The sequence below is a fragment of the Rhizobiaceae bacterium genome (assembly GCA_023953845.1).
GTDB lineage: Bacteria > Pseudomonadota > Alphaproteobacteria > Rhizobiales > Rhizobiaceae > Arvimicrobium.
In genome coordinates this window covers 3,524,209-3,546,257 of record JAMLJC010000001.1, presented here as the reverse complement: position 1 = coordinate 3,546,257, position 22,049 = coordinate 3,524,209, and the positions used below count along the sequence as shown (strand labels likewise).

The following is a 22,049-nucleotide window of genomic DNA, read 5'->3' as shown; positions in this document are numbered from 1 at the left end:
AGCCGCTCAGCCCAGCTTCCGCACCCTCGGCTTTGCCATGTTCTCCGCCGTCAGTTCCGTCACGGCCCAGACGAGCGCGTCGACCCGGTCCGGCGACCGTCCGCTGGACAGGCCGTTCGGGCCGAAATCGCACATCTCGTCCTCGAGCTACGGGAACCGCCCGGCATGCTTCACCTTGCCCTGCGCGTAGAGCATCGCGACCGGCTCGGCCCGCGTCCACTTGCCCCGCCGCGCGCGCACCGCGCGCACCGGCACCGCGCCGTCCACGCTGCTTATGACGCTCGTCACCATGTCGCCGCCCTGATTGACCTCGGCGACGATGCAATCCGCCTGCAATTTGTGGAACAGCCCCACCGCCGCGCCCGCCCAGGCGTGCGGCTGCGCGGCCTTCATCGAGGCATCCGCCAGCACCACGATCCGCCCGTCTTCGGCCAGACCCGCCGCCACGATGCCGCAAGCATCCGACGTCTTTCGCGAGGTCGCCGGCGGGTCTACCGCCACCACGATGCGCCACATTTCCGGCACGTTTTCCACGAACGCCGCCTCCAGCGCGCTCCGCGTCCACAGCGCGTCGTCGCGATCCTCGATCAGTTCGCCGTCGAGTTCCTGCCGCCCAAGCCGCGTCCCTGAATAACGCCGCTCGACCGCTTCGATGAACCCTGCTGCGAGATTTGCGGCGTTGTCGCGCGTCGCCATCCGCGTTACGTACACCGACGGATCGGCGAGCAGCCGGCGCATCAGCGGCGTCGGACGCGGCGTCGTGGTGATAACCTGACGCGGACGCTCCGCACCCAGCCGCAGCCCGAACTGCAGCATGTCGAAGCACGCCTCGGCATGTTTCCACTTGCCGACCTCATCGCTCCAGGCCGCATCGAATTGCGGGCCGCGCAGGCTTTCGGGGTCTTCCGACGAGAAGAACTGCGCCACCGCGCCGTTCGCCCAGACCAGCCGCCGCCGGCCGAGTTCGAAGCGCGGACGGTCATGCCGCGAGATGGTGACGATGCCCGACGGCCCGTCGATCATCACCTCGCGCACATCGGCCAGCGTCTCGCCGACCAGCGCGATCAGTCCGTGCCGCATGCCGCCGGCAAAGGTCGGCAGGCCGCGCACCATGGCGTTCACCCATTCCGCGCCCACCCGCGTCTTGCCGGCCCCGCGCCCGCCCATCACCAGCCAGATCGTCGGGAATTTTCGAAAGCAATATTGCTCCGGCCGCGCGTGGCGGACCCATTCATCCGAAATCAGTGCGAGCTTCTTGCCGTCCGTCCTGATTTCCCGCCAGTTCCGCCGCGTAGTCTCGGGCAAGACGATCGATCTGGTCTTCGATGCTTTCGAGGATTTCGGCGATTTCGGCATCTCGCTCTTCTTGTTCTTTTGCGGTGCATTCCGCGTTACCCTCTTCGGCCAGCCGTGCGCGCTCGACCTGCTGCTGCGCCAGAAGTGCCGCCCGCGTCGTGTCCAGCAGCTTCTCGACCACTTTCAGCGCGGACGCGGCGGTCTCTATCCGCACCTTGTCGAACGCTGCGCCTTCGCCCACGTTCATCGCCGCGTCCACCTCGGCCATGGCGATCGCCTGCAAGGCCCGGATTCGCGTGAGATCGGCGACGCCACGGTTCTCCGGCGCGATCCAGCCTTCCCGCGCAGCCCTTTGCACAACGGCCTTCTCGGTCAACATCCCGATGGTGGCCAGCCGCCGGGGCGCCACTCCTTCCCTCTCGTAAAGGGTGCGCATCTCCCGCCATCGCTCCTCGGCAGCAACGAACACGCGGTCTCTCCCGATGGGTTGTCGTCAAGGTCGGAATTCTAGCCACGTCCACAGAACGCGACGGCGCGATCGGCCGAAAAACAAAGGCGGCCGTCCGTCTTCGAACGCCGCCTTTTCCATATCGCCGAAACCAGCACCGGCTGCTTCAGTCGCACTTTTCCGACGATAGCCAAAAGCTACCAAACCACCGTCACGGTGTCAAGGACTATTTTCCTAATTATATACTTGACGTACCGGCCTTCAATCGATAGTTTCTATCGCAGGAGCTAAGGCCATGTTTGACATCACGAATGCGATTTACACCGACGCCGAGAAGGCCCGCGAGCATCTGGAGTCCATCCATTGGCCGCATGGTCCGTTCTGTCCGCATTGCGGCAATGTCAATCCTGACCGCATCAAAAAGCTGGAGGGCAAGTCCACACGCCCCGGCGTCTACAAGTGCTACGACTGCCGCAAGCCCTTTTCGGTGACGGTCGGCACGGTCTTTGAACGCTCGCATATCCCGCTCAACAAGTGGGTTCTGGCGTCTCACCTTCTTGCTGCGTCCAAGAAGGGCATGAGCGCTCATCAGCTCCACCGTATGCTTGGCGTCACCTACAAGACCGCTTGGTTCATGGCGCATCGCATCCGCGAGGCCATGAAGGAGGATGTTAAGTCCTCCGGTCCTATCGGCGGCGAGGGCAAAACCGTTGAGGCCGACGAAACCTACATCGGCAAGCGCGAGACGCCCCGCAAGTACGCCCGCAACCGCATCCCGACCTTCACCAAGAAGGGCAAGTCCGGCGGCGCGCAGAAGCGCATCGTCGTCGGTCTGGTCGAGCGCGGCGGCAAGGCCCGCATGTTCCACCTGAATGACGCCACGGCCTCCACCGTGCGCGAGGTTCTGGTGCGCAACGTGCCGCGCACGTCCACGCTCTACACCGACGAAAGCCGCCTCTACACAGAAACCGGCAAGGAGTTCGGCATCCACCGCACCGTGAAGCATTCCGGCAAGGAATACGCTCGTCGTGAGGGCGAAGTCGTCGTACACACCAACACGATCGAGAACGTGTTCTCAGTCTTCAAGCGCGGCATGATCGGCGTCTATCAGCATTGCGGTGAAGCGCACTTGCACCGCTACCTTGCCGAGTTCGATTTCAGGTACAACCGCCGCGCCGCGCTCAAGGTCAGCGATGCCGAGCGCGCCGAAGACCTTCTTCGCATGGCCCGCGACAAGCGCCTGACCTATCGGCGGATTGGTGAAGCCAGTTACGCCTAAGCAGAAGGCGCGCCGGTTCATCCACAAGCGCAAGAACAAGCGATTCGACTCAAAGTAGCGGAATCGCTTATCCTAAAATGATCTGGTGCGGCCTGACCGCCGGAACCCGTGCGCGGACAATCCGAGCCGTTAGGACCGCACCAGCTAGACCCTTGGCGGGGTCTGTGTCGCCCGACGCCACGGGCGGCTAATGGCTACGTCCCCTCATACGGGACGCGGGCCGAATGTTCGGAATCAATCCTAGGTTGGGCCGAGCTAGTGCCAGCAAGGGCACGAAAAACATACTTCGTAGGTTTTCACAGCCTACGGCGCCGTAGGCCTGATTCAGAGGCAAAAGCCAATGATTAGGCTTTCGATAAACGTGCAGTTGGAACTCTCGGCTCCCAAAGTCGGGCTGGTGGTGTCACTACTCGCCCTTCTTGTGAGATGGTTGTTCTAGCGGGGGGCGGCGGGCTTCGGCCTGCCGCTTCTTCGTTTGAGGCTTCGCCTTGGGGTCTGGCGGTGTCCTCAACAGGCGGCGCAATACCTCGTCGCCCTTTTCCTGGTCTTTGTCTTTGGGGGTCTCGGCCATGCCGACACACGCTCACTATCTCGGAGGTTTCTACTATTCGTGGTCTAGCTTCGAACTCATCCTTGAGGTTCTGTGCCGCGATGAACTCGGCATAGACGACCACCGCGCTCACATCACACTCTCTTCGCTTAGTGCGGCCGCGAAGCAGGAGATCGCGATTAATCTAGTGTCGATCTCGACGCGCGCCAATCGCGACGAGATCATCAAGTGCATCCGCCGGATTCCGAACATCGCCAGACGGAACCACATTACCCACAGCCTGCTCGCGGCAAACGCCGCGATGACCGAATTCACGTTTTTCAAGAGAGAGATTGCAAGCGGGTCTCTGGTGGCCCGTAAGCTCGTTTTCTCCGGCGTCGAGATGCAGGACCACTTCAAGACACTCAACGACGCGCTTGTCGATCTACAGCACTTGATCGGCTTAACGGACGCCGATCTTGGGTCATACTGTGAGGCCATCAAGGCGTTCGTAAAGTGAACGCAAATTAGGCTCGCCGCGGAAGTCGCAAACGTCCTCTTTGTTCTCGGAAAGCCACACCCAAAACACCTCGGCGGCTTTCTCATCCCATTGCGTATGTCCTGCCGGCCTGTCAGCCGAATCACCTACTTTTTCCATCTCGGTACGTCAAGTATATAATTAGGACTATTTTCCTATTTTACCTTGCCTGTCGTCATCAGACCGGCACGCTACACCGTATCCGGCTTATGTGGCCGATCTGTCGCGCCCCTCCACCTTCGGCATTGCGCCGCTAACCCATTAACCCCTTTCCGCTTGCCCGTTTCTGCGGAATCCGCCAAACCCTTCGGGGTGCCGGATGGACGGGCCCGGCTTGCCCTGAAAGCGCCGCTATGGCGCGTCAGGTCTTCGTCGTTGCCACGGGTGGGGCGCAGGTCGGATGGAAAGTCCGTTCGAACAAAAGAAAGCGAGAGGACCGATTGCATCGCGCCTGCTGGCGCTCGATGCCTGGATCGATTCCACTGTCTGGAGCGCCGGTTTCCGGCTTTCCGAATTATGGGAATCGCTTACCATTTTCTTCCGGCGTTTTCGCGTCACCGGCTTCAGGCGCGCTCTGGTGGAACTGTTTTCGGAAGGCCTCACCATGGGCGCGGCCGGATCGGTCGTCATGCTGGCGCTCGCCATCCCCGCTTTCGAGGCCACCAGGGGCGACTGGCGCACGCAGGGCGACTTTGCTGTCACGTTCCTCGATCGCTACGGCAACGAGATCGGCCGGCGCGGCGTCTTCCAGCTCGATTCCGTGCCGGTGGACGAAATGCCCGATCACGTCATCAAGGCGGTGCTCGCCACCGAGGACCGGCGCTTCTTCGAGCATTACGGCATCGATTTCTTCGGCCTCGCCCGCGCCGTCAGCGAGAATGTGCGCGCCAACTCCGTCGTGCAGGGCGGCTCGACCCTGTCGCAGCAGCTCGCCAAGAACCTCTTCCTTTCCAACGAGCGCACGGTGGAGCGCAAGGTCAAGGAGGCCTTCCTGTCGCTCTGGCTGGAGACCAACCTTTCCAAGAAGGAAATCCTCCAGCTCTATCTCGACCGCGCCTATATGGGTGGCGGCACGTTCGGCATCGCGGCGGCTGCCGACTTCTATTTCGGCAAGAGCGTCAAGGAGGTGAACCTGGCCGAGGCGGCGATGCTGGCCGGCCTGTTCAAGGCCCCTGCCCGCTACGCGCCGCATATCAACCTGCCGGCGGCGCGCGCCCGCGCCAACGAGGTGCTGACGAACCTCGTGCAGGGCGGCTTCATGTCGGAGGGGCAGGTGCTTTCGGCGCGGCTCCATCCAGCCGACATCGTCGACCGGGGAGCGACCAAGAGCCCCGATTATTTCCTCGACTGGGCTTTCGACCAGGCCAAGGAGATCGGGCAGAAGATCGGCGTCCGCACCATGGTCGCGCGCACCACGGTCGATCTCGGCCTGCAGCGCGCCGCGGAGGAAACGCTGGAGCATCACCTGCGGACCTACGGCAAGGAATACGGCGTCGGCGAAGGCGCCATCGTGTTGATCGAGAACAACGGCGCGGTGCGCGCCATCGTCGGCGGCCGCGATTACGGCGCCAGCCAGTTCAACCGTGCCACAAAGGCCCTCCGGCAGGCGGGTTCGTCCTTCAAGCCCTATGTGTACGCCACGGCGATGGAGGCGGGCTTCACGCCCGATTCCGTCGTCTCGGACGGCCCGATCAACTGGGGCGGATGGCAGCCGAAGAACTACGGGCGCAGCTATTCCGGCAAGATGACGCTGACCACCGCGCTGGTCAAATCCATCAACACCGTGCCCGTACGCCTCGCCAAGGACCACCTTTCCATCCCGCCGATCAAGGCCATGGCCGAGGCGATGGGCGTCGAATCCGTGCTGGAAGGGCACAAGACGATGGTGCTCGGCACGTCCGGCATGACTGTCATGGATCAGGCCACCGGCTATGAGGTCTTCGCCAACGGCGGTTATGCCGGAACCCGCTACGGCATATCGCAGATCATGACGCATGGCGGACAGGTCGTATGGGACCACAATAGGGACGCGGCGCCGCCGCGTCGCGTGTTGTCGGAGAAGTCGGTCGCCGAGATGAATTCGATGCTGGTGCAGGTGCCGGAATGGGGGACGGCCCGCCGCGCGGCCCTCGACGGCATACGCTCGGCCGGCAAGACCGGCACCACGCAGTCCTATCGCGATGCGTGGTATGTCGGCTACACCGGCAACTACACGGCCGCCGTCTGGCTCGGCAACGACGACTTCTCCGTCACCAACAACATGACGGGCGGTTCGCTTCCCGCCATGACGTGGAAGCGGCTGATGACATATGCCCACCAGAACATCGAGCTGAAGCCGATACCGGGCGTCGACAAGGCGTCGCCCGCCAACGCCGTCGCCGCGAAGAAACCGGCGGGCGATGCGGAGCAGCCGAACGCCGCCGAGGCGGAGCGCCCGCCGGTCCTTTCCGCCGCCACCACGCGGCTGTTGCGGCAGATGAGCGAGACGTTCCGCTCCGCCGCGCCGATCGACTTGCCCGGCAAGTCCGAAACGCTCTCCCGTCTGTGAACGGACAGAACGGCTCAAGGCGCTTGCACCTCCCGCATTCCAGACGTTATCCCGTATCTGATCCGTCCCGGGCCTCTGGCCTGTCTGGCCGCAAGGCGCGCGCATGCTCCGCACAATATTCCTGACCGCCTTGTCCGTTGCGATCGCGATCTTCGGCGGCGCGGGCAGCGTCTGGTACCTCCTGCGTCTGGAACACGGCATCGGCGCGCTTTCCATCGGGCCCTGGACGAGCTTTCCCGATCTCGGCAGCCCGAACGCCGATCCCTATTCCAAGGCGCGCGTGGCGCGCGACGGCGAGCTGGCGCTTGGCCGCGCAGAAGGCCTGATCTTCACCGCGACGACGGATTCGACCGGCGTCGGCCTGCGCCGCGAATGCCGGTACGTGGTCGAAGGCACGATACCGCCGGCGCGCTTCTGGACGCTCCACGCCGCCGACGGGGCTTTGGCGCCGCTTCCCGTGCAGGACAAGCGCCCGCAGGCGCTGCACTCGCAGCAGGTTCTGCGCCTTCCCGGCAATGTCGTCTCCGTCAATTTCAGCCGCTCGGCGGCGCCGGGCAACTGGATCGCGACATCGGGCAGCGGCGGCATGGCGATCGTGCTGACGCTCTACGACACGCAGATCGCCGGCGGCAGCGCGCTGACGGATATCGAGATGCCGCAGGTCATCCGGCAGGGCTGCGATGCGTAGGCTGCTTTATGCCGTTGCGGTCGGTCTCGTGGGCGCCGGCATCGTCCACATCGTCGTGCTTCTGCTCCTGCCCGATTTTTCGGAGCGCGACGCCTGGTCCCGGCTGGAGAGCCGCGGCGAGCTCTATCGGATGATTCGCATCGACGGCACGCCCGCCGCCGCCGAGGTCATCCACCGTTCCGCCGATCCTCTGTTCTATGTTGCCGCCTGCCGCTTCGACCTGGAGGAGGGCTATGCGCACATCACGGCGCCGGGTCGCGTGCCTTACTGGTCCGTGTCCGTCTATGACCGCAGCGGCCAGAACATCTACAGCTTCAACGACCGCACGGCGACGAGCGGACAACTCGATTTCGTCGTGCTCACCCCGCCGCAGATGATCGACGTGCGCAAGGAGTTGCCGGAGGCGCTGGTGTCGTCGGTGTTCGTCGAAGCGGATATCGACCAGGGCATCGCGCTTGTCCGCGTCTTCGTCCCGGACGCGAGCTGGGCGCCGCAGATGACACGCTACATCGACGGCCTGATCTGCCGCCGCGAATGATCCCCGCGAGTTGCCGCTATGGCGCCACCGGCGACGGCATCGGACCGAGATCCGGAAGCCTGAGCTTCGAGGCGACGGTTTCCGCTGACGTCAGCCGCTCGTAGCGGATTCCCGGAAAGATCACGACGGACGACGCGGATGGCTTGGTTGCAAGCGGCTTCGAAACCGACTTGCGTCTCGGCTGGAAAGACAGGACCTTGCCCATGTTACGTAAACCCCTCTCGGTTTCACCGGAGCAAAGAACGCAACGCCTCCCTTTTTGACATCAACGCGCCGCACAGGTTAACGACAGGTTTACGAGATACCGTTCATTTGCAGAAAAATGCAGAAGCGCGCGATGCGACCGGGGCGCAGCGGGCATGTGTGGCATCCTTGCATCGTTCGAATTCCGCCTCACGCCTTAACACACTGTTAACGGTCCGCTAACCGGTCGGCGCTAGTCTGGACGCCACGCGCGGGAGATGCCTTCGGCAGCACCGGCGCGGGAGTGTAGCGTTTGGCGTAGCGTGCGTGTCGTCTGCTGATTTCAGACATATTGCCGTCAGGGGCAAAGTGCAGAGGTCGGAGCGCCTTTTCCGGGCTGCCGTCTCCGCTTTCTGTGCATTGACGCGTCCCGGCCGAAGCGAGATCGCGCAGTTCGAGGAACTCGGCCTCCGGCTGTTCGACGCGCAGCCGAAGGACGCGAAGCGCTTCGCCGCGGCAGCGCTCTCGGATGCCGCCCAGACCTCCAACGCGCTGATCCACAGGCTGTGCGACGAGAGCGTTGACGTCTCCGCGCCGCTGCTCATCCGCTGCAAGGCGCTGACCGACATCGACCTGATCGCGCTGATCGGGCGCCACGGCCTTTCCCATGCGCGCGCCATCGCGCGCCGCGACCATCTGCATCCTACGATCGCCGCGCTCATCCGCGCGCTCGAAGCGCAGCATACGCCCGTCAACGAACAGATAGAGGAGGCCCCCATGTTGCGAGACATCCGCCCGCAGCGCCCGACGCTGGAACTCGTCCAACCCGCAAGCGCGAGCGCGCAGCCTCCGGTCGCTCCGCAGCCCCAGCCGTCCGGCGAAGCGGCCGAACGCATGCGCGACCGCCTGCGCGGCTTCATGGTTCCGGCCGCCCGGTTGCCCGGCCCTGCTGCGCCCGAGACGGGACACCGCGAGAAGATCTTCGCGCGCCTGAAGATGACCGCCCTCACCGGCAATCCGGCTTTCTTCCAGACGGCGCTGGCCGACGCACTGGACATCGAGTTCTCGATCGCCCGCGACATCACGACGAGCGGCGGCTACAGCAGCCTGATCGCCGCCCTGAAAGCGGTCGGGCTAAACGACGAACAGGCCTATCTCATCACCTCGGCGATCTATCCGACGTTCTTTTCGCATGCGGAAGCCGTGCGCCTTTTCGTCGAGCGCTATCAGTTGCTCCACCGGGAAGCCGCACTCGAAATGCTGCGCGGCTGGCGGGCCGAAACGGCGGCGCGTCACTTCCTGCGCGCCCAGCCGCCGGCCGCTAGCAATTCCGACGAAAAGCCGCAGAAGCCCGATCATCTGCGCGCCTCGTGAGGCGCCTATGACGGCGCGATGGAAATAAGTTCCGCCGCGTCGCGATCACCCGGTTCGAGTTCAACCACCCATATGTCGGGATCGAACCGCGCTTCCCTGGCAAGGCGCTGCTCGACCGCCTCGCCCTCCTCGTCGCGCATCAATACCGAGAACAGGCGGTCTTCGGGCCGGGCGCTGTCGTAGCTTGCCTGCGGCGCCGGGCCGTAGAGCGTCGTCTGGCCAAGCCGGTTACGCACCGTCACGAATACCGCGCCGGCCTCGGTCGCGCCCCGGCGGACGATGGCCGCGAAGCCGCCCTGCCTGAAGACGTTGCGCATGAGCGCGGATACCCAGAAGTCGGTGGTGAGACGCATCAGGCCGATGTGCGACGCCGCGCGTGCGGATGCAAGCGCCCCGGAGCCCGTTCGACAATTCGCTGCCAAACCCGAGCAGAATTGGCTCTCAGTCGATCAGGCCCTTTTTCCGCATGGCCGCGAACACGGCCTCATCCGGCAGGCCGGTTTTTGGCAGGCCGTTCCTGGCCTGGAAATCCTCGATCGCGGAGCGGGTGCGGCTGCCCATTATCCCGTCGACCTCGATGTCCTTTCGGCCGGATTGCTTGAGACCCGCCTGCAGCTTGCGTATCCGCCCGGCTTCCGAATTGTCCGGCCCCTCGAAACGCGCGGCCAGCGGCTCCGAGATGATATCCTCGATCGAAGCCCGCTTCGGCTGCTGCTTGACCGCCGCCGAAGGCTTGGCGGCCGGTACGGGATTGATGGCGGCGGTCGGATTGGTGTCCAGTTGCTCGAGGAGCGTCTGGTCGATCGTGCCGGTCACCGGCAGCCCGACCGTGCGCTGGTAAGCCTCGACCGCCTTGCGCGTGTTCGGGCCTGACAGTCCGTCGACCGTCCCCTGATAAAGATTGAGCTCCTTGAGCACGGCCTGAACGGACTTGGTGACCGGATCGCCTTCGATCTTGCGCACCACCGGTTCTTCCGGCCGTTCGATGTTGATGGTCGTTTCCGACAGCCTGGGAAGCGCCTCTCCATGCTCGATCTCGCGGGTCGAGAAGAACGCGTCGGGATGCGCGAAGGGCTGGTACCAGAGCGCATTCGCCGAGACGAAGGAAAGCGCGACGAGAAACGCGGTCGAGCCGCCGACGAGCGCCGGGTTGCGCGAGATCGCGCCCGCCACGCCCGAGGCCGCCGCTGCGAGCGGGCGGGATGGCTCCGGCTGGCGTTTAGGCCGTTTTGCGGAGCGTGTCATGCTTCACCTCTTGCGGCGCAGCCGCAGGCGCGCTGTCGTTGCTGGCCTTCCTCGGACCTTCGACCGGCATGCTGATCGCGACCTTGGTCCCCTCGCCCGGCATGCTTTCGATCGACATCGTGCCTTCATGCAGGGCGACCAGGCCCTTCACCAGCGACAATCCAAGTCCGGTGCCCTCGAATTGCCGCGTATAGTCGTTGCGGACCTGCGTGAACGGCTTGCCGATGCGTTCCAGATCCTCCTCGGAAATACCGATGCCGGTGTCTTCCACCCAGAAATGCAGGCGCGAGCCGACGCGCCGCGCCCCGATGGTCACCGAACCGTCTTCCGGCGTGAATTTTACGGCATTCGAGACGAGGTTGATGAGGATCTGCTGCACCGCGCGACGGTCGGCGACAATGTCGCCGATGGTGCGGCCGATCTCCGTGCGCAAATCGACGCGCTTCTTCTCGGCCTGCAGCGACATCATCGAGCGGCACATGTCGACCGCTTCACCGAAAGCGAAGGCCTCCGTCTGGATCGCGTAGGTGCCTGCCTCGATCTTCGATACGTCGAGGATCGAGTTCACGATACCGAGCAGATGGTGGCCGGATTCCTTGATCAGTTCGGCATATTCGCGCTGGCGCTGGTCTATGAAGCCGCCGAATTCGCGATGCAGCAATATGTCGGAGAAGCCGATGATGGCGTTGAGAGGGGTGCGCAGCTCGTGGCTGACCGCCGCCAGGAAGCGGCCTTTCGCCACCTCGAGCGCCGCGTTCTCCTCCTTCGCGTCGTGAAGTGCGGCGCGCAGTCCTTCGATCTCCGCGTTGTCGCGCAGCACGGCGATGAAGCCGCCGCCCTCGCCTGTCGCATGGAGTTCGATGGCGAAAGGCTGATAGTCGTCGGGGCCGACAGTCTCGGCGCTTCGCGGCACCCGCAGCCGGATTGCGGCCGCCGCCTTGCTCCGGCCATCGCGCACTTCGCTCATCGCGCACATATAGCCGACACGATCGGCGACGTGGATGCGCTCGAACAGCCCGGCGCCGCGCACCAGATCGGCGGTCAGGCCGGACACGGTCTCGTCGCCCCCGCGCACGCCGACCACATCGCCGCCGCGCGCCAGTTCCAGCACCATACCCCCGCAGATCGCCGCGGCGCGGTCGACTGCGAGGAACTCATCCGGCCCGACGGTCAGGGCAGCCGGCCTGAGGACGCGCGGCAGAACCGTCGCCGCATAGGCCAGCGGCAGGAGCCAATGCCACGGTGCCGCCGTACCCGCCATCGAAGGCCACATGAGATCGGCCATCACGCCGAGACCGCCGGCGAGCGCCACCGCAACCCCGCCCGCTATGGCGGCGACACGGCTGCGCGCCACCCAGCACGCCTCGATCGGAAGGGCGAGGAGCAGCAGGGCAGCCGGCGATGCCAATCCTCCCGCCGCGAACAGGATCGAGGCCGCGATCGCGGTGCCGCAAGACAGCGCTATGGGCCCCAGCCAGCGGCCGGCTCCCATGTTTGCGGCGGCCAGCACGCCGAGCCAGCTCGCCGCAAAGATGAAAAGCACCGTCGCGAGGGTCGCCGAAGCGCCCAGATGGTTGCTGAAAAGCGCCACCGCAGAAGCGGCGATCAGTATAGGGGCGAAAAGCATCACGCCGACAAGGCGGCGGGTCCGGAGCCGGGCCTCTTCGCCCTCCACCTGCGGAGGCACGAAACGATCGCAGGCCGAGGCAATCGCGCTCGACAGATCGTCGTATCTGGTCGGGACAGGATTCAACTCAACGCACTCGCGACACGCCCGCTCGCCGGGTCCTCTTGGTTAATTCTGAACCTCGCATCCAGCTTTTAAAGAATGGATAAGGCCCGACGATTTGACGCCCGCGCTGCGGCAAATATTGGGGATCGGGCCTCGCCCGGCGCGGCCTTTTCCGCGCATGGTAAACGACGGGTTAGGCGCGCACGTCCGGCATTTTTGCGCCGCATCCGCCCACAGTCGCCTAGGCGCAAAAATTTCGCGAATTATTACAATGAGTTGGATGGTTTCGAAAACGTCAATTCCGACGCCGGCATTTGCGGCGAATTTTCGCGCAAACCGAATCGGTAAAATTCGAATCAAATTCCCGAAAAATTTGCCTCAAGCCCGCAACACTTGCTTTGTGCGTTCGTGCGAAGGTGATGCCAGGGAAAAGACGTATGCCGCCGGGGACGCGGCATGAGGAAACGGGCATGGGTTTTCTGATCCGGACCACCTTCTGGTTCTCTCTGGTGCTGCTGGCACTGCCGCTGGACAGCGCCGGGCAGAATGAAGGACAGCGGCAGGTGAACGCCATCGAGGCGATCATCGCCGCCGGCGAGGCCGTGACGGACATCGCCGGCATGTGCGAGCGCAAGCCGGCCGTATGCGAGACGGGCCGCTCGGCCATCTCCACCATTGGCGTCCGCGCCCGCGAGGTGTCGCGCATCGCCTATGAGACGCTCGACGAGGGCAAGGCGGACGCGCAGCAGACAGCCGGAAAGCCGGTCGAGACGGATGACATCCCGACCGGCAGCGTGCTGCCTGCCGAGGAAATGGTTCTGCCAACGGCACGCCCGACCGAATAGGCCTGCACTCTCCCCCGAATCGCATTTTTGGTGACGCTGACGCGTCTCAGGCCTATATGCGCATCATAATGACGGCCATCGACACCATTCGCGACGATTTCACCCTCCTCGAAGACTGGGAGGACCGCTATCGCTATGTGATCGAGCTCGGCCAGGAGCTGCCGCCCTTTCCCGAGGCGGCGCGCGACGACGCGCACAAGGTCCCGGGCTGCGTCAGCCAGGTCTGGCTCAATACGAGACGCGGCGAGGGCGCCGACCCGGTTCTCGATTTCGACGGCGATTCCGATGCGCATATCGTTCGCGGCCTGGTGGCAATCCTGCTGGCGCTTTATTCCGGCCGGCGCGCCAGCGAGATCCTCGCGACGGATGCCGAGGCCACGCTGCGCGAACTCGGCCTCGACGCACATCTGACGCCGCAGCGCTCCAACGGTCTGCGGTCGATGGTCAGGCGCATCCAGCGCGACGCGCAGGTCGCGCTGGGCGTTGCGGCCTGACGCTCAGCCGTTCATGCTCGGGCGGTAATCCTCCGTTCCCCAGTGAAGCGCTCGCGGTCGCATGGAACGGCCCGCGCGGGGATCGTAGTGGCGGTTCAGCGCTCCGAGAGCGGACTTGAGCACGATTTTCGCCGACCGCACCGGCCAGCCCCGTTCGGCTTCCACCCGCTCCAGGCCCTTGAGATAGCAGCAGACGTCGATCAGCACGCCGGAAAGCTCCGGCCCCACGGCGGCGATCGCCCTTTCAACGCGCATGCGAGCCGCGAGCGCTGCTTCGGTCAGTTCCACCGAGCCGCCGGCGCCGGCGCGACGGCCCGATGCCACGCACGCGATCCAGTTGGCCCCGAGGCGCGGCATGATCTGTCCGCGCGTATAGTCCGAACGCAGTCGCTCGCCTGCATTGACCTCGCCGACGTCCAGAAACGGCCTGCCGTCGCGCGTGCGGTGACGCGCGATCTGCGCGAGCGGCGATTCCGAAAGGTCGACCATCGTCTGCTGCCCGCCCGAACCGTCGTTGACGACGATCAGCGCCAGATCGCCGATGCCTTCCGGCACCACGTCCGCGCTTCGCGGGCTCGCATCGAGCGCGCGCCCGGCCGGGGTGAGAGTCAGCGTTCCGCCGCCGGCCTCGATCAGGCTGTTGCCGACCATCATCTCGATCACCCTTCCGGGCACCGAGATCGCGCCTTTGTCGGCTGCCTCGATGAGCATCATGTGCGCGCTCGCGGCGCGTGAGGCCGAGGCTTTGCCCGTCCCGATGAAGCGCGCGACGCGACGCATGTCCCTGCTGATCTCCGCTGTCTCCGTCATCTTTCACCCCGTGGTACGATTGCCGAGCATGGCTGTCGCCACGCGCTCCATCTGGCTGATGATCCCGTCGAACTCGCGATCCTCGCGCAGATCCTCGACCGTGTGGCAGGCATATTGAACGGTCTTGCGGTCCCGGCCGAAGCCGCGGCCGACCTCCGCCATGGTCAGGCGAAGGGTGACGTGAGCGACATACATCGCCACCTGCCGGACCCTTGAGACCTCCAGAGCCGAGCGGCCCGGCCGGCGCATCTCCTTGCTGGAGACGTTGAAAAATGCCGCGGCCAGGTCGGTCATCCCCTCGCACAGTTCGAGCGCGATCTCTTCCTTGCGGAGCAGGACCCCCGTTCCGGCAGCCGGACTGTCAGCCGGCGGCCCCTCCACTTCAATCCTCCGAACCGCAGCCGCCACCGCCAACGAACTCCTTCACCGATAGGAAGGATTTCTTATAAGGGCTTCATCGGCACATGGGAACAAAATAAGAACAAAATGAATCGCCGTGGAAATCTAACTATCTGATATATTTTGTTTCTTTTCTTTTCCGCTGGAATTTTTTGGCAACTTTTCTCCCCGCCGCCGAAAGCCGGGCGATCATCCTGCGATGCAAGTCGACAGGAGAACGGGAATGCACGCGTTTCAACAGGAGATCGTTGTAGCCGGACACTTGGTTTTGACACCTCGGACACTTGGTTTTGTAGCACGCGGCGGCAGCGCTAGCGTCGCCGCCACCGGTCCCCGATCCTGACCGCGCCCTTCATCCTGCCGCCGCCGGCATGCTTGGTGCAGCCCTCATAGTTGTGGTCGGTGCCGCCGCAGTAGTGGCAGCGGAGATCGGCGCGGCGCATGCTGCCCTCCCATGTCCCCGGACAATGGCTCGCCGGATGCAGGCTCGACCCGCAATAGGTGCAACGCTGATAGCTAGGCACTTTCCTTCCTCACGTCTCGTTTGCGCTCGGTCTCGACACGGGCTCGATACCACGCATGGAAGTCGTCAGAGCGACACCGGCTGCACGGCCGTGGATTGCCGAGAATGTCCGTCACGACACCCTCGTCATCGCATGTCCTACAGCGCCGGGTGTCAGGCACCGCCGCCTCCCGTGATGATGATCTCGCCGGCGTGCTTGGCGTTGTTGTTGCCGGCGACGGTATAGGTGAGTTCGACGCGCTCGATCGAGAAGCCGTCGAAGATCGCGCGGACCTCTGGAAGGTCGTTCAAAGTCATTATGAAGGCCCCTCGAAGGGTCTTCAAACGGGCCGCGATCGCCTCGAATTCCGACCGCTCGAACATGCCACGGCCATAGTAGTGCTCCGTGCCGTAGTAAGGCGGGTCCAGATAAAAGAGAGTGCCCGGCCGGTCCCAGCGGTCGATCAGCTTCAACCAGGGCTGGCACTCGATGACGACGCCGGCGAGGCGCTCGTGCACGGCCGCGAGGATTTCGGCCAGCTTGGTCACGTCGAAGCGGCCGCCATTGTCGGAGACGCCGAAACTCCGGCCGGCGACCTTGCCGCCGAAGGCCGTCTTCTGCAGGTAAAGGAAGCGCGCTGCCCTCTGAAGATCGGTGAGGCGCTCAGGATCCATGCCGTTCAAGCGCTCGAACTCGGCCCTGCTCGTAAGCTGCCACCGAAGCATGTCCATGAACGCCTCGTAGTGGTTTTGCAGGATTCGAAAGAAGTTCGCCACATCGCGGTTGAGGTCGTTGATGACTTCGGTCTTCGGCGCCCGGCGACGCTTCAGGAACACGCCGGCCATGCCGGCGAAGACCTCGACATAGGCATCGTGCGGCGCGGCCTCGATCATCCAGGCAAGCCGCCTTGCCAGCTGCTTCTTGCCGCCAACCCAAGGTGCGGCGGGCTTGACGGGGATAACGTCCCGCATCTCGTATTTCGTCATGGTGTCCTGCATCCGACTCGCGCCACCTTGCCGCTGCGGCCTCGGCCGCCGGGGTGGCGATGATGCGTTGAGCTAGCCATGCGGGCCTTGGTTGGCGCCGGACCCGCAGCCGCGAAACGACGCGGCCTCCGCTGCTACCAATTCACGATGATGCCTCCTTCGCCTCTACCTCGACGGTCGTGATCCAGCCCCCGTCCTCGTCGAACGTGATTTCGTGGGTGACGCAGGCGGCCACCATGCTGGCGCCATCGATGTCCGGCCCGAAGCCGCTGCAGATGACCGGCGCCTCGGCCGTGGCGGAGAGGTTGCCGGCGACGTCGAAGCTGCCCGAGATGCTCTTGCGGCCTTCCTCACGGCCGCCGGCGTCGGCCGCCAGCTTCGCCTGCGGCTGGGTCGAGAAGATGTGCACCGGCAGATAGCGGCTTGCCGAGCCGAGGCCCTTGCCCTGCTCCAGCTTCTCGATGCCGTCCTCAAAGTCGAACCACCCGCCATCCGATTCGGCGAACAGGCCGCGCTGCTCGATCGAGACGTCGAAGCGGTGGCACGACGCAAAGTCGATCCGGATCGGCGGCAGCAGCGCACCCGAAGCCGCCCGGCCCGCCCCGCGCTTGAGCACGGCCATCCTGCCGCCGGCGACCTTGATAGTGCCGCCCAGCTCCTGGGCGAGCGTCTCGGCGAACTCGCCGGCCGGCTCCTTCCAGCGTAGCCGGTAAGGAATCTGGATCGAGGCCAGCTCCGGATCCACGATCGCCGTGGTGCCGGCCCTGGCTGCGATGCGCGAGAAAATAGCCCCGGCGGTCATCTCGTCGAAATGCTCGCTGTCGACCTCCTTCAGCTTGTCGACGAAATCGGCGGCGCGGCAGGAGATGGTCATCTCGTAGCCGCTGTCCGGATCGCCGCCGAGCGACGTCGTCTGGACGGTGTAGACGCCGGACGGCCGCATGCCGCCCAGCTCCCAGCCGACAAGCGGCGCATACTTCATGCCCTTGGCCGGCCCCGCCGGCGCGGGCATCGGAACGCGGACACGAATCTCCATCGTGTCGCTCTCGCCACCGGCCTGATCGACGATGGTGACGCCGGCAAGGTTGCTGCCGAGGCGGCCGACGAGATCGGCACCGCTCGGCGTCAGGATCTGGACGATCGGCTTCCGCGCCATGCCCTACTCCCACGCCAGCTGGTAGGTTGTCGCCGGCTTCACCGCCAGTTCGACGGGCGTCCGGATGACGGTGCCGAGCGGGATGATGGTGCCGTGGGAGGCAAGCCCCGGATTGGCGGCGAGCAAGCCTTCCACCGTGCCGTTCTTCTCGGTGCCGTAAACCTTGCGGGCGATGCGATCGAGACGCTCGCCGTCAAGAGCTTCGACGGTGTAGGCGCTCATCGCAGCAGGCTCGCGAGGTCGGGTACGGCGATGCCGCCGAGGCCCGGCAGCTGCACAAGATCCATGGTCACGTCGACGACGCGCCCGACGCCGTCGAAAGGATGCGGCCGATCCTCGTCCGCGTCGAGCGACCGGATCAGGACCAGGCCGCCGCTGATGCCGAGGTAATTGCCGTGCAGGCGGATGAACGGCACCTCGGCCTGCATCTCGTGCTGCGCCTCCAGGATGGCGTACGCGTCCAGCCCGCCCATGACCTGCGGCACGGTGCGCGCCTCGACCGTGATGGCGCGCTCGCCCATGCCCGTTTTCTGATACTCCATGCCGCCCTGGACTGCGTGACCGGGCACGCGGCTTTCGCTGGCCTTGCGGACGCGCTGCGGGTTGAGGCCGCCGACCGTGTAGAGCACGGCGCCGCCGATCGAGAACAGGGCTCCGACTGGCCGAAAGACGCTCATCCGAACGCGTTCCCCATGTCGCCGATGCCATTCCACTGCGCCAGGCGCACGCGGCGATTGGCTTCGGCCTGGGACCGGCGCGCGGCGAGCTGCGGATTCGACGTCCGGATGTTGTTGTTCACGGTGACGCCCGGCGAGGCCGACGCCGTCTGCCTGCCGCCGACACCGCGCGGGGCGCCGCCATTGCCGGCGCCGCCAGCCTGTCCGCCACCGCCCGGCGCGACGAGACGCGGCTGGATGGTCGGCGAGACGGTGAAGCCAAGCATGGACCGGATGCTGTCGGCGATGCTCTGGGCGATGCTGACCGCCTCCTGGCCTTCGGCCTGCAGCGCCTTGTTGTAGCCGTCCATGGACTGCTCGGCCGCAGCGTCCATCGGCGCGCCGAGCTTCTGCTTGAGATTCTGGATTTCGGCTGCGTCGGCTCCGGTCGCGGCATGGATGCCGCCTGCGCCGGGCGTGGCGACGTAGCCGGACAGGCTGTCGTCGCGTTCGCGCTCCTGTGCATGGGCGGATCCGACGAAGATCTTGTCCCAGAGGTCGCGCATCGTCGTGCCGGAAGGTCCGAGCAGCAGCAGCTTCAACTGGCGGGCCGGATCGTCGAGCAGGTTTTCGGTGCCTTCCGCGAGATTGTTTATCTCGCGCGTCATGCCGAGCTTGTCCGCCAGCCCGCCCAGCGCGACGGACGCCCGATCGGTGGCGTTGGCAAGACTGTCGAGCGAGGCCTGCGGATCGTTCCTGATGCGGTCGTACTGGCGCTGCGACGTGCCGCCCGCCTCCGCCAGCTCGGCCTCGGTGCTCTCGATCTTGCCGCGCTGCTGGATCAGTGATTGCAAGCCGAGGAACGCCTGCATGTCGGTGAAGAGCCGTGCAAGGATGTCGGGATTGCCGCCCTTGGACGCCTTCATGGCGGCGTCGTAGAGGATCTGGATATCATCCTTTCCCTCCGCTCGGCCCGTCTTGAACGCCTTCGGCAGGTTGACGCCGTACTCCTTGAAATTCCGCTCGGTTTCCTCCGAGCGCATCTTCGCGAAGACGTTCTGCAGGTTGGTGGCGGCGGCATCGGTGTTGCCGCCGGTCGATTCGGCGGCGCCCTGCATCAGGGCGATGACCTTCTTCAGTCCTTCCAACCCCTTAAAACCGGCGCCCGAAGCATAGGTCAGGATGTCGGGCAGCTTGGCCGCCATCGCCGGCACCTCGAACATGCCGGCATTGCCGCCCGCGACCATGAGATCGAGCGCCTGCTGGATGTCCTTCGGTGCGACGCCCATTTTGGTGCTCATGGTGAACGCCGCCTTGGCGACGTCGGAAGGCTCCGCGCCGGATGCCATTGCCGTGCGCATCACCGGCGGCAGCAGGTCCATGACGTCGTTGACGGGCTGGCCAGTCGCAGCCAGCGTGTCGAGCCCCGCGATCACCTTGGCGTAGGGAGCCTTCGTATCGCGGGCGATGTTGCGCACCTGTTTCCGGCGCTCGTCCGAATCGGCCTCCGACACGCCCATGTTCATGAGGATGTACTCGGTCTCCCGGTCATCACCGGCAAAGCGCTTGTAGGAACGGCCGACCCCCATGGCGGCAGCGCCGGCGCCACCGCCAACGAGATAGCCCGCGCCGATGCCAACGCCGATCGGCACGTAGGCGTCGAGGCCGGAGCGGTCGACGAAACCTTCCACGCCGCCCGTCACCTTGCCGACACGCCGCCGCGCGTCCGGGTGCGGCGTCACGACGTCGCCGGGCCGTGTACCCGGAGCCGGCTGTCCGGTGCCGAGCCCCTTGAGCTTGCCCTGGGCGGCATCTGCGGCCTGGCCGATCTCCTTGATCGCCGCCTCGGCCGACGCCGCCTCGCCCTTCAGCTTGTCGAGGGGCGCAGCGTCCAGCCATTCGATCTTCTGCCGGGCTTCCCTCGCGCCCGTTCCAATGGTTTCGAGCGCGCGCTTTGCCGCGTCGGCATCGCCCTTCAGCCCGCTCATGCCGCCGGTGTCGTTGAGGCGTCCGAGCTGCCGCCGCAACTCGCTGGCGGCGCTGCCGACCTCGCCGATCTTGCGCTTGGCGGTTTCGGCATCGACGCCGACCGCCGACATGCCGGCCGTGCTGTTCAGCCGGCCGAGGGCGCGGCGCAGCTGATCGGCCTCGGCGCCGACCGAGGCGACGTCGGCTTTCGCGCCGGTGGCTGCAGCGCCGATCTTGCGGATTTCCGCGCCGAGCTGATCGCCGCCGCGCGTCCGGCCGAGGCGTTCGGCCGCCTGATGCAGCTCTTTCAGGTCGCGCTCGGCCTGCTCGGCCGGCCCCGAGAGCTGGTTGACCAAGCGAAGGCGGAGCGCGACGTCGAGATCGCTCATGGACGGCCCCTCAGTTCCTCATGGATGGCGCGGGCGTGCGGCCACCACAGCAGTGCCTCGTCCCAATACAAGGCGAGCAGGTCCGGCAGCGCCGTATTCAGCGTGTGCGAGATGCGCGCCATGAACGACCGCCAGTCGCGCAGCTCTATGACGACACGTCCGCCGGCGCCTGGGCCGGACGGAACGATCGGGGCAAAAAATCCCAGCAGGCCCCCACGACCCGCTCACCGTCGACGTCGATAAGCCCGCGCAGCACCGGCGCCGGAAGGCCGGCCATCACGGCATAGATGTCAAAATTATCGGGCCGGTCATCCGGTACAGTCTCAAGCAGGTCCCCAACCTCGCTCACCGTCAGCCGGCGCACGCGGATCTCGGTGACCTCCCGCCCGCCGAACGGGAACGGATATTCCAGTGGAATGTCCCGCCAGGGCTTCTTCGCGCCGGTGAATTCCAGCTCGGCCACCTCGCGCACCGGCACCTTGACGACCGGCCGGGCGGCCGTCGCGGCCGACGCGGCGGGTGTTTCTGCGGGTGCCGCCGGCGCTTCCGGCGTCGCGCCGTTCTCCAGCTCCGCCCACATATGCTCGGGCGGCAGCGGGATTTCTTCCGAGACGGTCGGCCCTTTCGGATCGAGGGTGACCGGCGTCTGGATCGTGATGGATTTCTTGGTCATGAGGGTCTCGCGTTGAGGTGCCGGTCTCCCGCCCGGCTGTCCGCTGGGAGGCCCGCCCTGACACGGCTTGTGCCGCCTGGGGGCCTCGGGTCCGAAATACGGGGCGCAGCGGCTTCCCCTTTTATTCTGGTTGCGGGAGGCGGATTTGAACCGCCGACGGCGAGGTTATGGGCCTCGTGCTCTACCAGGCTGAGCTATCCCGCGAGACCACGGCTCACGCCGCGATGAGCCTGTTGTGCTCGGCCGTGTAGTTCACCCCATTGATGATGAGCGTGTTGTTCTGCACGTCGAACTTGTGGACGGTCGTTCCGTCGACCACGTCCTGGTACTGGATGATGCTCGACCAGCGCAGTCGTGCCGGGCCATCCGGCTTGATGCCTTTCACGCTCGGCTGCTCGACCTCGTTCAACAGGCCCTTGAGGATGACGACGCGTCCCTTGAGCTTCGGACCGCCCGTGGTCGCGCCGGTCGAGCTGCCGTTGGCGCTGTTCGGAAACACGTTGAGCAGGCTCTCGTAGTAGGTGATCGTGGTCCAGTCGCCCGGCTCGCGGCCGAAGCGCGAGCGGATTTCGGGTGGCGTCGCGTTGAGCGACATCTCGGCCGTGAGCGGCTGGATTTCTGCGGGGAGTTCGATACCGAAAAACCCGCCGCCGAGCATGTACTGCACCATCTCGCGCCTTAGCACGGGCAGCTTCGTCGAGTCGGCGCGCAGGCGCATGTTGATCTCGTCGCAGTACCAGTTCTTGCCCCGGATGATATTGTCCATGGAAGG

At 65.2% G+C, this 22,049-nt stretch carries 23 protein-coding genes, 1 tRNA gene and 1 pseudogene; 8 read left to right on the top strand and 17 right to left on the bottom strand.

What is annotated here, in order from left to right:
- Positions 1–6: 6 nt before the first annotated feature.
- Together M9955_17465 and M9955_17460 are read right to left on the bottom strand one after the other, a co-directional pair.
- Positions 7–1,242, bottom strand: a pseudogene (locus M9955_17465) (terminase family protein).
- Positions 1,232–1,765 (bottom strand): hypothetical protein, encoded by a 534-nt coding sequence (locus tag M9955_17460; GenBank protein ID MCO5083431.1) that lies wholly within the window; start codon positions 1,763–1,765, stop codon positions 1,232–1,234. The pseudogene M9955_17465 and the gene M9955_17460 overlap by 11 nt, the downstream one beginning before the upstream one ends.
- 274 nt (positions 1,766–2,039) lie before the next feature.
- Between M9955_17460 and M9955_17455 the strand changes: the two genes are divergently transcribed.
- From M9955_17455 to M9955_17435, 5 genes are all read left to right on the top strand, one after another.
- Entirely contained in the window at positions 2,040–3,023 is a 984-nt protein-coding gene (locus M9955_17455; protein ID MCO5083430.1) for an IS1595 family transposase, read from the top strand.
- A gap of 569 nt (positions 3,024–3,592) precedes the next feature.
- Positions 3,593–4,072, top strand: coding sequence for a hypothetical protein (locus M9955_17450; GenBank protein MCO5083429.1), 480 nt, complete (start codon positions 3,593–3,595; stop codon positions 4,070–4,072).
- A 418-nt stretch (positions 4,073–4,490) separates the two neighbouring features.
- A complete protein-coding gene (locus tag M9955_17445; GenBank protein ID MCO5083428.1) occupies positions 4,491–6,638 on the top strand; it encodes a PBP1A family penicillin-binding protein in 2,148 nt (715 codons plus the stop codon).
- Between the two features lie 103 nt (positions 6,639–6,741).
- Positions 6,742–7,326, top strand: coding sequence for a DUF1214 domain-containing protein (locus M9955_17440; GenBank protein ID MCO5083427.1), 585 nt, complete (start codon positions 6,742–6,744; stop codon positions 7,324–7,326).
- Positions 7,319–7,864, top strand: a complete 546-nt coding sequence (locus M9955_17435; GenBank protein MCO5083426.1) for a DUF1254 domain-containing protein — start codon at positions 7,319–7,321, stop codon at positions 7,862–7,864. The genes M9955_17440 and M9955_17435 overlap by 8 nt, the downstream gene beginning before the upstream one ends.
- Positions 7,865–7,880: 16 nt before the next feature.
- Here M9955_17435 and M9955_17430 read toward each other — a convergent pair whose 3' ends face one another.
- Complete coding sequence (locus M9955_17430) at positions 7,881–8,069, bottom strand: hypothetical protein (protein MCO5083425.1); 189 nt, start codon at positions 8,067–8,069, stop codon at positions 7,881–7,883.
- 398 nt (positions 8,070–8,467) lie between these two features.
- On the opposite strand from M9955_17430, the gene M9955_17425 reads away from it, so the two are divergent.
- Positions 8,468–9,421 (top strand): hypothetical protein, encoded by a 954-nt coding sequence (locus tag M9955_17425; GenBank protein ID MCO5083424.1) that lies wholly within the window; start codon positions 8,468–8,470, stop codon positions 9,419–9,421.
- Positions 9,422–9,426: 5 nt separating this feature from the next.
- On the opposite strand, the gene M9955_17420 is transcribed toward M9955_17425, so the two are convergent.
- The 3 genes from M9955_17420 to M9955_17410 all read right to left on the bottom strand — a co-directional run bounded on the left by M9955_17420 (position 9,427) and on the right by M9955_17410 (position 12,419).
- Positions 9,427–9,774: a DUF1491 family protein gene (locus tag M9955_17420; GenBank protein MCO5083423.1), complete on the bottom strand. Its 348-nt coding sequence runs from the start codon at positions 9,772–9,774 to the stop codon at positions 9,427–9,429.
- 88 nt (positions 9,775–9,862) lie between these two features.
- Positions 9,863–10,666, bottom strand: coding sequence for a peptidoglycan-binding protein (locus tag M9955_17415; GenBank protein ID MCO5083422.1), 804 nt, complete (start codon positions 10,664–10,666; stop codon positions 9,863–9,865).
- Positions 10,641–12,419 carry a HAMP domain-containing histidine kinase gene (locus M9955_17410; GenBank protein MCO5083421.1) on the bottom strand — a complete coding sequence of 593 codons (1,779 nt, stop codon included), beginning with the start codon at positions 12,417–12,419 and terminating at the stop codon, positions 10,641–10,643. The genes M9955_17415 and M9955_17410 overlap by 26 nt, the downstream gene beginning before the upstream one ends.
- A gap of 449 nt (positions 12,420–12,868) precedes the next feature.
- Here M9955_17410 and M9955_17405 point away from each other — a divergent pair, with 449 nt between their 5' ends.
- Both M9955_17405 and M9955_17400 read left to right on the top strand, forming a co-directional pair.
- Complete coding sequence (locus tag M9955_17405) at positions 12,869–13,243, top strand: DUF5330 domain-containing protein (protein ID MCO5083420.1); 375 nt, start codon at positions 12,869–12,871, stop codon at positions 13,241–13,243.
- A 68-nt stretch (positions 13,244–13,311) separates the two neighbouring features.
- Positions 13,312–13,737 carry a SufE family protein gene (locus tag M9955_17400; GenBank protein ID MCO5083419.1) on the top strand — a complete coding sequence of 142 codons (426 nt, stop codon included), beginning with the start codon at positions 13,312–13,314 and terminating at the stop codon, positions 13,735–13,737.
- 3 nt (positions 13,738–13,740) lie between these two features.
- Here M9955_17400 and M9955_17395 read toward each other — a convergent pair whose 3' ends face one another.
- From M9955_17395 to M9955_17345, 11 genes are all read right to left on the bottom strand, one after another.
- The gene (locus M9955_17395) at positions 13,741–14,547 is read right to left on the bottom strand and encodes a DUF6456 domain-containing protein (protein ID MCO5083418.1); all 807 of its coding nucleotides are present in this window, start codon (positions 14,545–14,547) and stop codon (positions 13,741–13,743) included.
- 3 nt (positions 14,548–14,550) lie between these two features.
- Positions 14,551–14,955 (bottom strand): chromosomal replication initiator DnaA, encoded by a 405-nt coding sequence (locus M9955_17390; GenBank protein MCO5083417.1) that lies wholly within the window; start codon positions 14,953–14,955, stop codon positions 14,551–14,553.
- A 302-nt stretch (positions 14,956–15,257) separates the two neighbouring features.
- Positions 15,258–15,470, bottom strand: a complete 213-nt coding sequence (locus tag M9955_17385) for a hypothetical protein (protein ID MCO5083416.1) — start codon at positions 15,468–15,470, stop codon at positions 15,258–15,260.
- Positions 15,471–15,622: 152 nt separating this feature from the next.
- Positions 15,623–16,447: a DNA adenine methylase gene (locus M9955_17380; protein MCO5083415.1), complete on the bottom strand. Its 825-nt coding sequence runs from the start codon at positions 16,445–16,447 to the stop codon at positions 15,623–15,625.
- A gap of 130 nt (positions 16,448–16,577) precedes the next feature.
- Positions 16,578–17,591, bottom strand: a complete 1,014-nt coding sequence (locus M9955_17375; GenBank protein ID MCO5083414.1) for a hypothetical protein — start codon at positions 17,589–17,591, stop codon at positions 16,578–16,580.
- A gap of 3 nt (positions 17,592–17,594) precedes the next feature.
- Positions 17,595–17,813, bottom strand: coding sequence for a tail protein X (locus M9955_17370; GenBank protein MCO5083413.1), 219 nt, complete (start codon positions 17,811–17,813; stop codon positions 17,595–17,597).
- Complete coding sequence (locus M9955_17365) at positions 17,810–18,268, bottom strand: phage tail protein (GenBank protein MCO5083412.1); 459 nt, start codon at positions 18,266–18,268, stop codon at positions 17,810–17,812. Before M9955_17365 ends, M9955_17370 begins: the two co-directional genes overlap by 4 nt.
- Positions 18,265–20,604 (bottom strand): phage tail tape measure protein, encoded by a 2,340-nt coding sequence (locus tag M9955_17360; protein ID MCO5083411.1) that lies wholly within the window; start codon positions 20,602–20,604, stop codon positions 18,265–18,267. Before M9955_17360 ends, M9955_17365 begins: the two co-directional genes overlap by 4 nt.
- Positions 20,605–20,749: 145 nt before the next feature.
- Entirely contained in the window at positions 20,750–21,277 is a 528-nt protein-coding gene (locus M9955_17355) for a phage tail assembly protein (protein ID MCO5083410.1), read from the bottom strand.
- Positions 21,278–21,404: 127 nt separating this feature from the next.
- Positions 21,405–21,481, bottom strand: a tRNA-Met gene (locus M9955_17350).
- Between the two features lie 10 nt (positions 21,482–21,491).
- The gene (locus M9955_17345) at positions 21,492–22,043 is read right to left on the bottom strand and encodes a phage major tail tube protein (protein MCO5083409.1); all 552 of its coding nucleotides are present in this window, start codon (positions 22,041–22,043) and stop codon (positions 21,492–21,494) included.
- Between the last annotated feature and the right edge of the window lie 6 nt (positions 22,044–22,049).

What these genes read in the sequence shown, in the direction of transcription:
- M9955_17360 (MCO5083411.1), bottom strand. Translation starts at nt 20,604, where the DNA reads ATGAGCGATCTCGACGTCGCGCTCCGCCTTCGCTTGGTCAACCAGCTC.
- M9955_17445 (MCO5083428.1), top strand. Translation starts at nt 4,491, where the DNA reads ATGGAAAGTCCGTTCGAACAAAAGAAAGCGAGAGGACCGATTGCATCG.
- M9955_17370 (MCO5083413.1), bottom strand. Translation starts at nt 17,813, where the DNA reads ATGAGCGCCTACACCGTCGAAGCTCTTGACGGCGAGCGTCTCGATCGC.
- M9955_17400 (MCO5083419.1), top strand. Translation starts at nt 13,312, where the DNA reads ATGACGGCCATCGACACCATTCGCGACGATTTCACCCTCCTCGAAGAC.
- M9955_17455 (MCO5083430.1), top strand. Translation starts at nt 2,040, where the DNA reads ATGTTTGACATCACGAATGCGATTTACACCGACGCCGAGAAGGCCCGC.
- M9955_17440 (MCO5083427.1), top strand. Translation starts at nt 6,742, where the DNA reads ATGCTCCGCACAATATTCCTGACCGCCTTGTCCGTTGCGATCGCGATC.
- M9955_17375 (MCO5083414.1), bottom strand. Translation starts at nt 17,591, where the DNA reads ATGGCGCGGAAGCCGATCGTCCAGATCCTGACGCCGAGCGGTGCCGAT.
- M9955_17420 (MCO5083423.1), bottom strand. Translation starts at nt 9,774, where the DNA reads ATGCGTCTCACCACCGACTTCTGGGTATCCGCGCTCATGCGCAACGTC.
- M9955_17450 (MCO5083429.1), top strand. Translation starts at nt 3,593, where the DNA reads ATGCCGACACACGCTCACTATCTCGGAGGTTTCTACTATTCGTGGTCT.
- M9955_17365 (MCO5083412.1), bottom strand. Translation starts at nt 18,268, where the DNA reads ATGAGCGTCTTTCGGCCAGTCGGAGCCCTGTTCTCGATCGGCGGCGCC.
- M9955_17380 (MCO5083415.1), bottom strand. Translation starts at nt 16,447, where the DNA reads ATGCAGGACACCATGACGAAATACGAGATGCGGGACGTTATCCCCGTC.
- M9955_17345 (MCO5083409.1), bottom strand. Translation starts at nt 22,043, where the DNA reads ATGGACAATATCATCCGGGGCAAGAACTGGTACTGCGACGAGATCAAC.
- M9955_17405 (MCO5083420.1), top strand. Translation starts at nt 12,869, where the DNA reads ATGGGTTTTCTGATCCGGACCACCTTCTGGTTCTCTCTGGTGCTGCTG.
- M9955_17430 (MCO5083425.1), bottom strand. Translation starts at nt 8,069, where the DNA reads ATGGGCAAGGTCCTGTCTTTCCAGCCGAGACGCAAGTCGGTTTCGAAG.
- M9955_17395 (MCO5083418.1), bottom strand. Translation starts at nt 14,547, where the DNA reads ATGACGGAGACAGCGGAGATCAGCAGGGACATGCGTCGCGTCGCGCGC.
- M9955_17415 (MCO5083422.1), bottom strand. Translation starts at nt 10,666, where the DNA reads ATGACACGCTCCGCAAAACGGCCTAAACGCCAGCCGGAGCCATCCCGC.
- M9955_17355 (MCO5083410.1), bottom strand. Translation starts at nt 21,277, where the DNA reads ATGACCAAGAAATCCATCACGATCCAGACGCCGGTCACCCTCGATCCG.
- M9955_17435 (MCO5083426.1), top strand. Translation starts at nt 7,319, where the DNA reads ATGCGTAGGCTGCTTTATGCCGTTGCGGTCGGTCTCGTGGGCGCCGGC.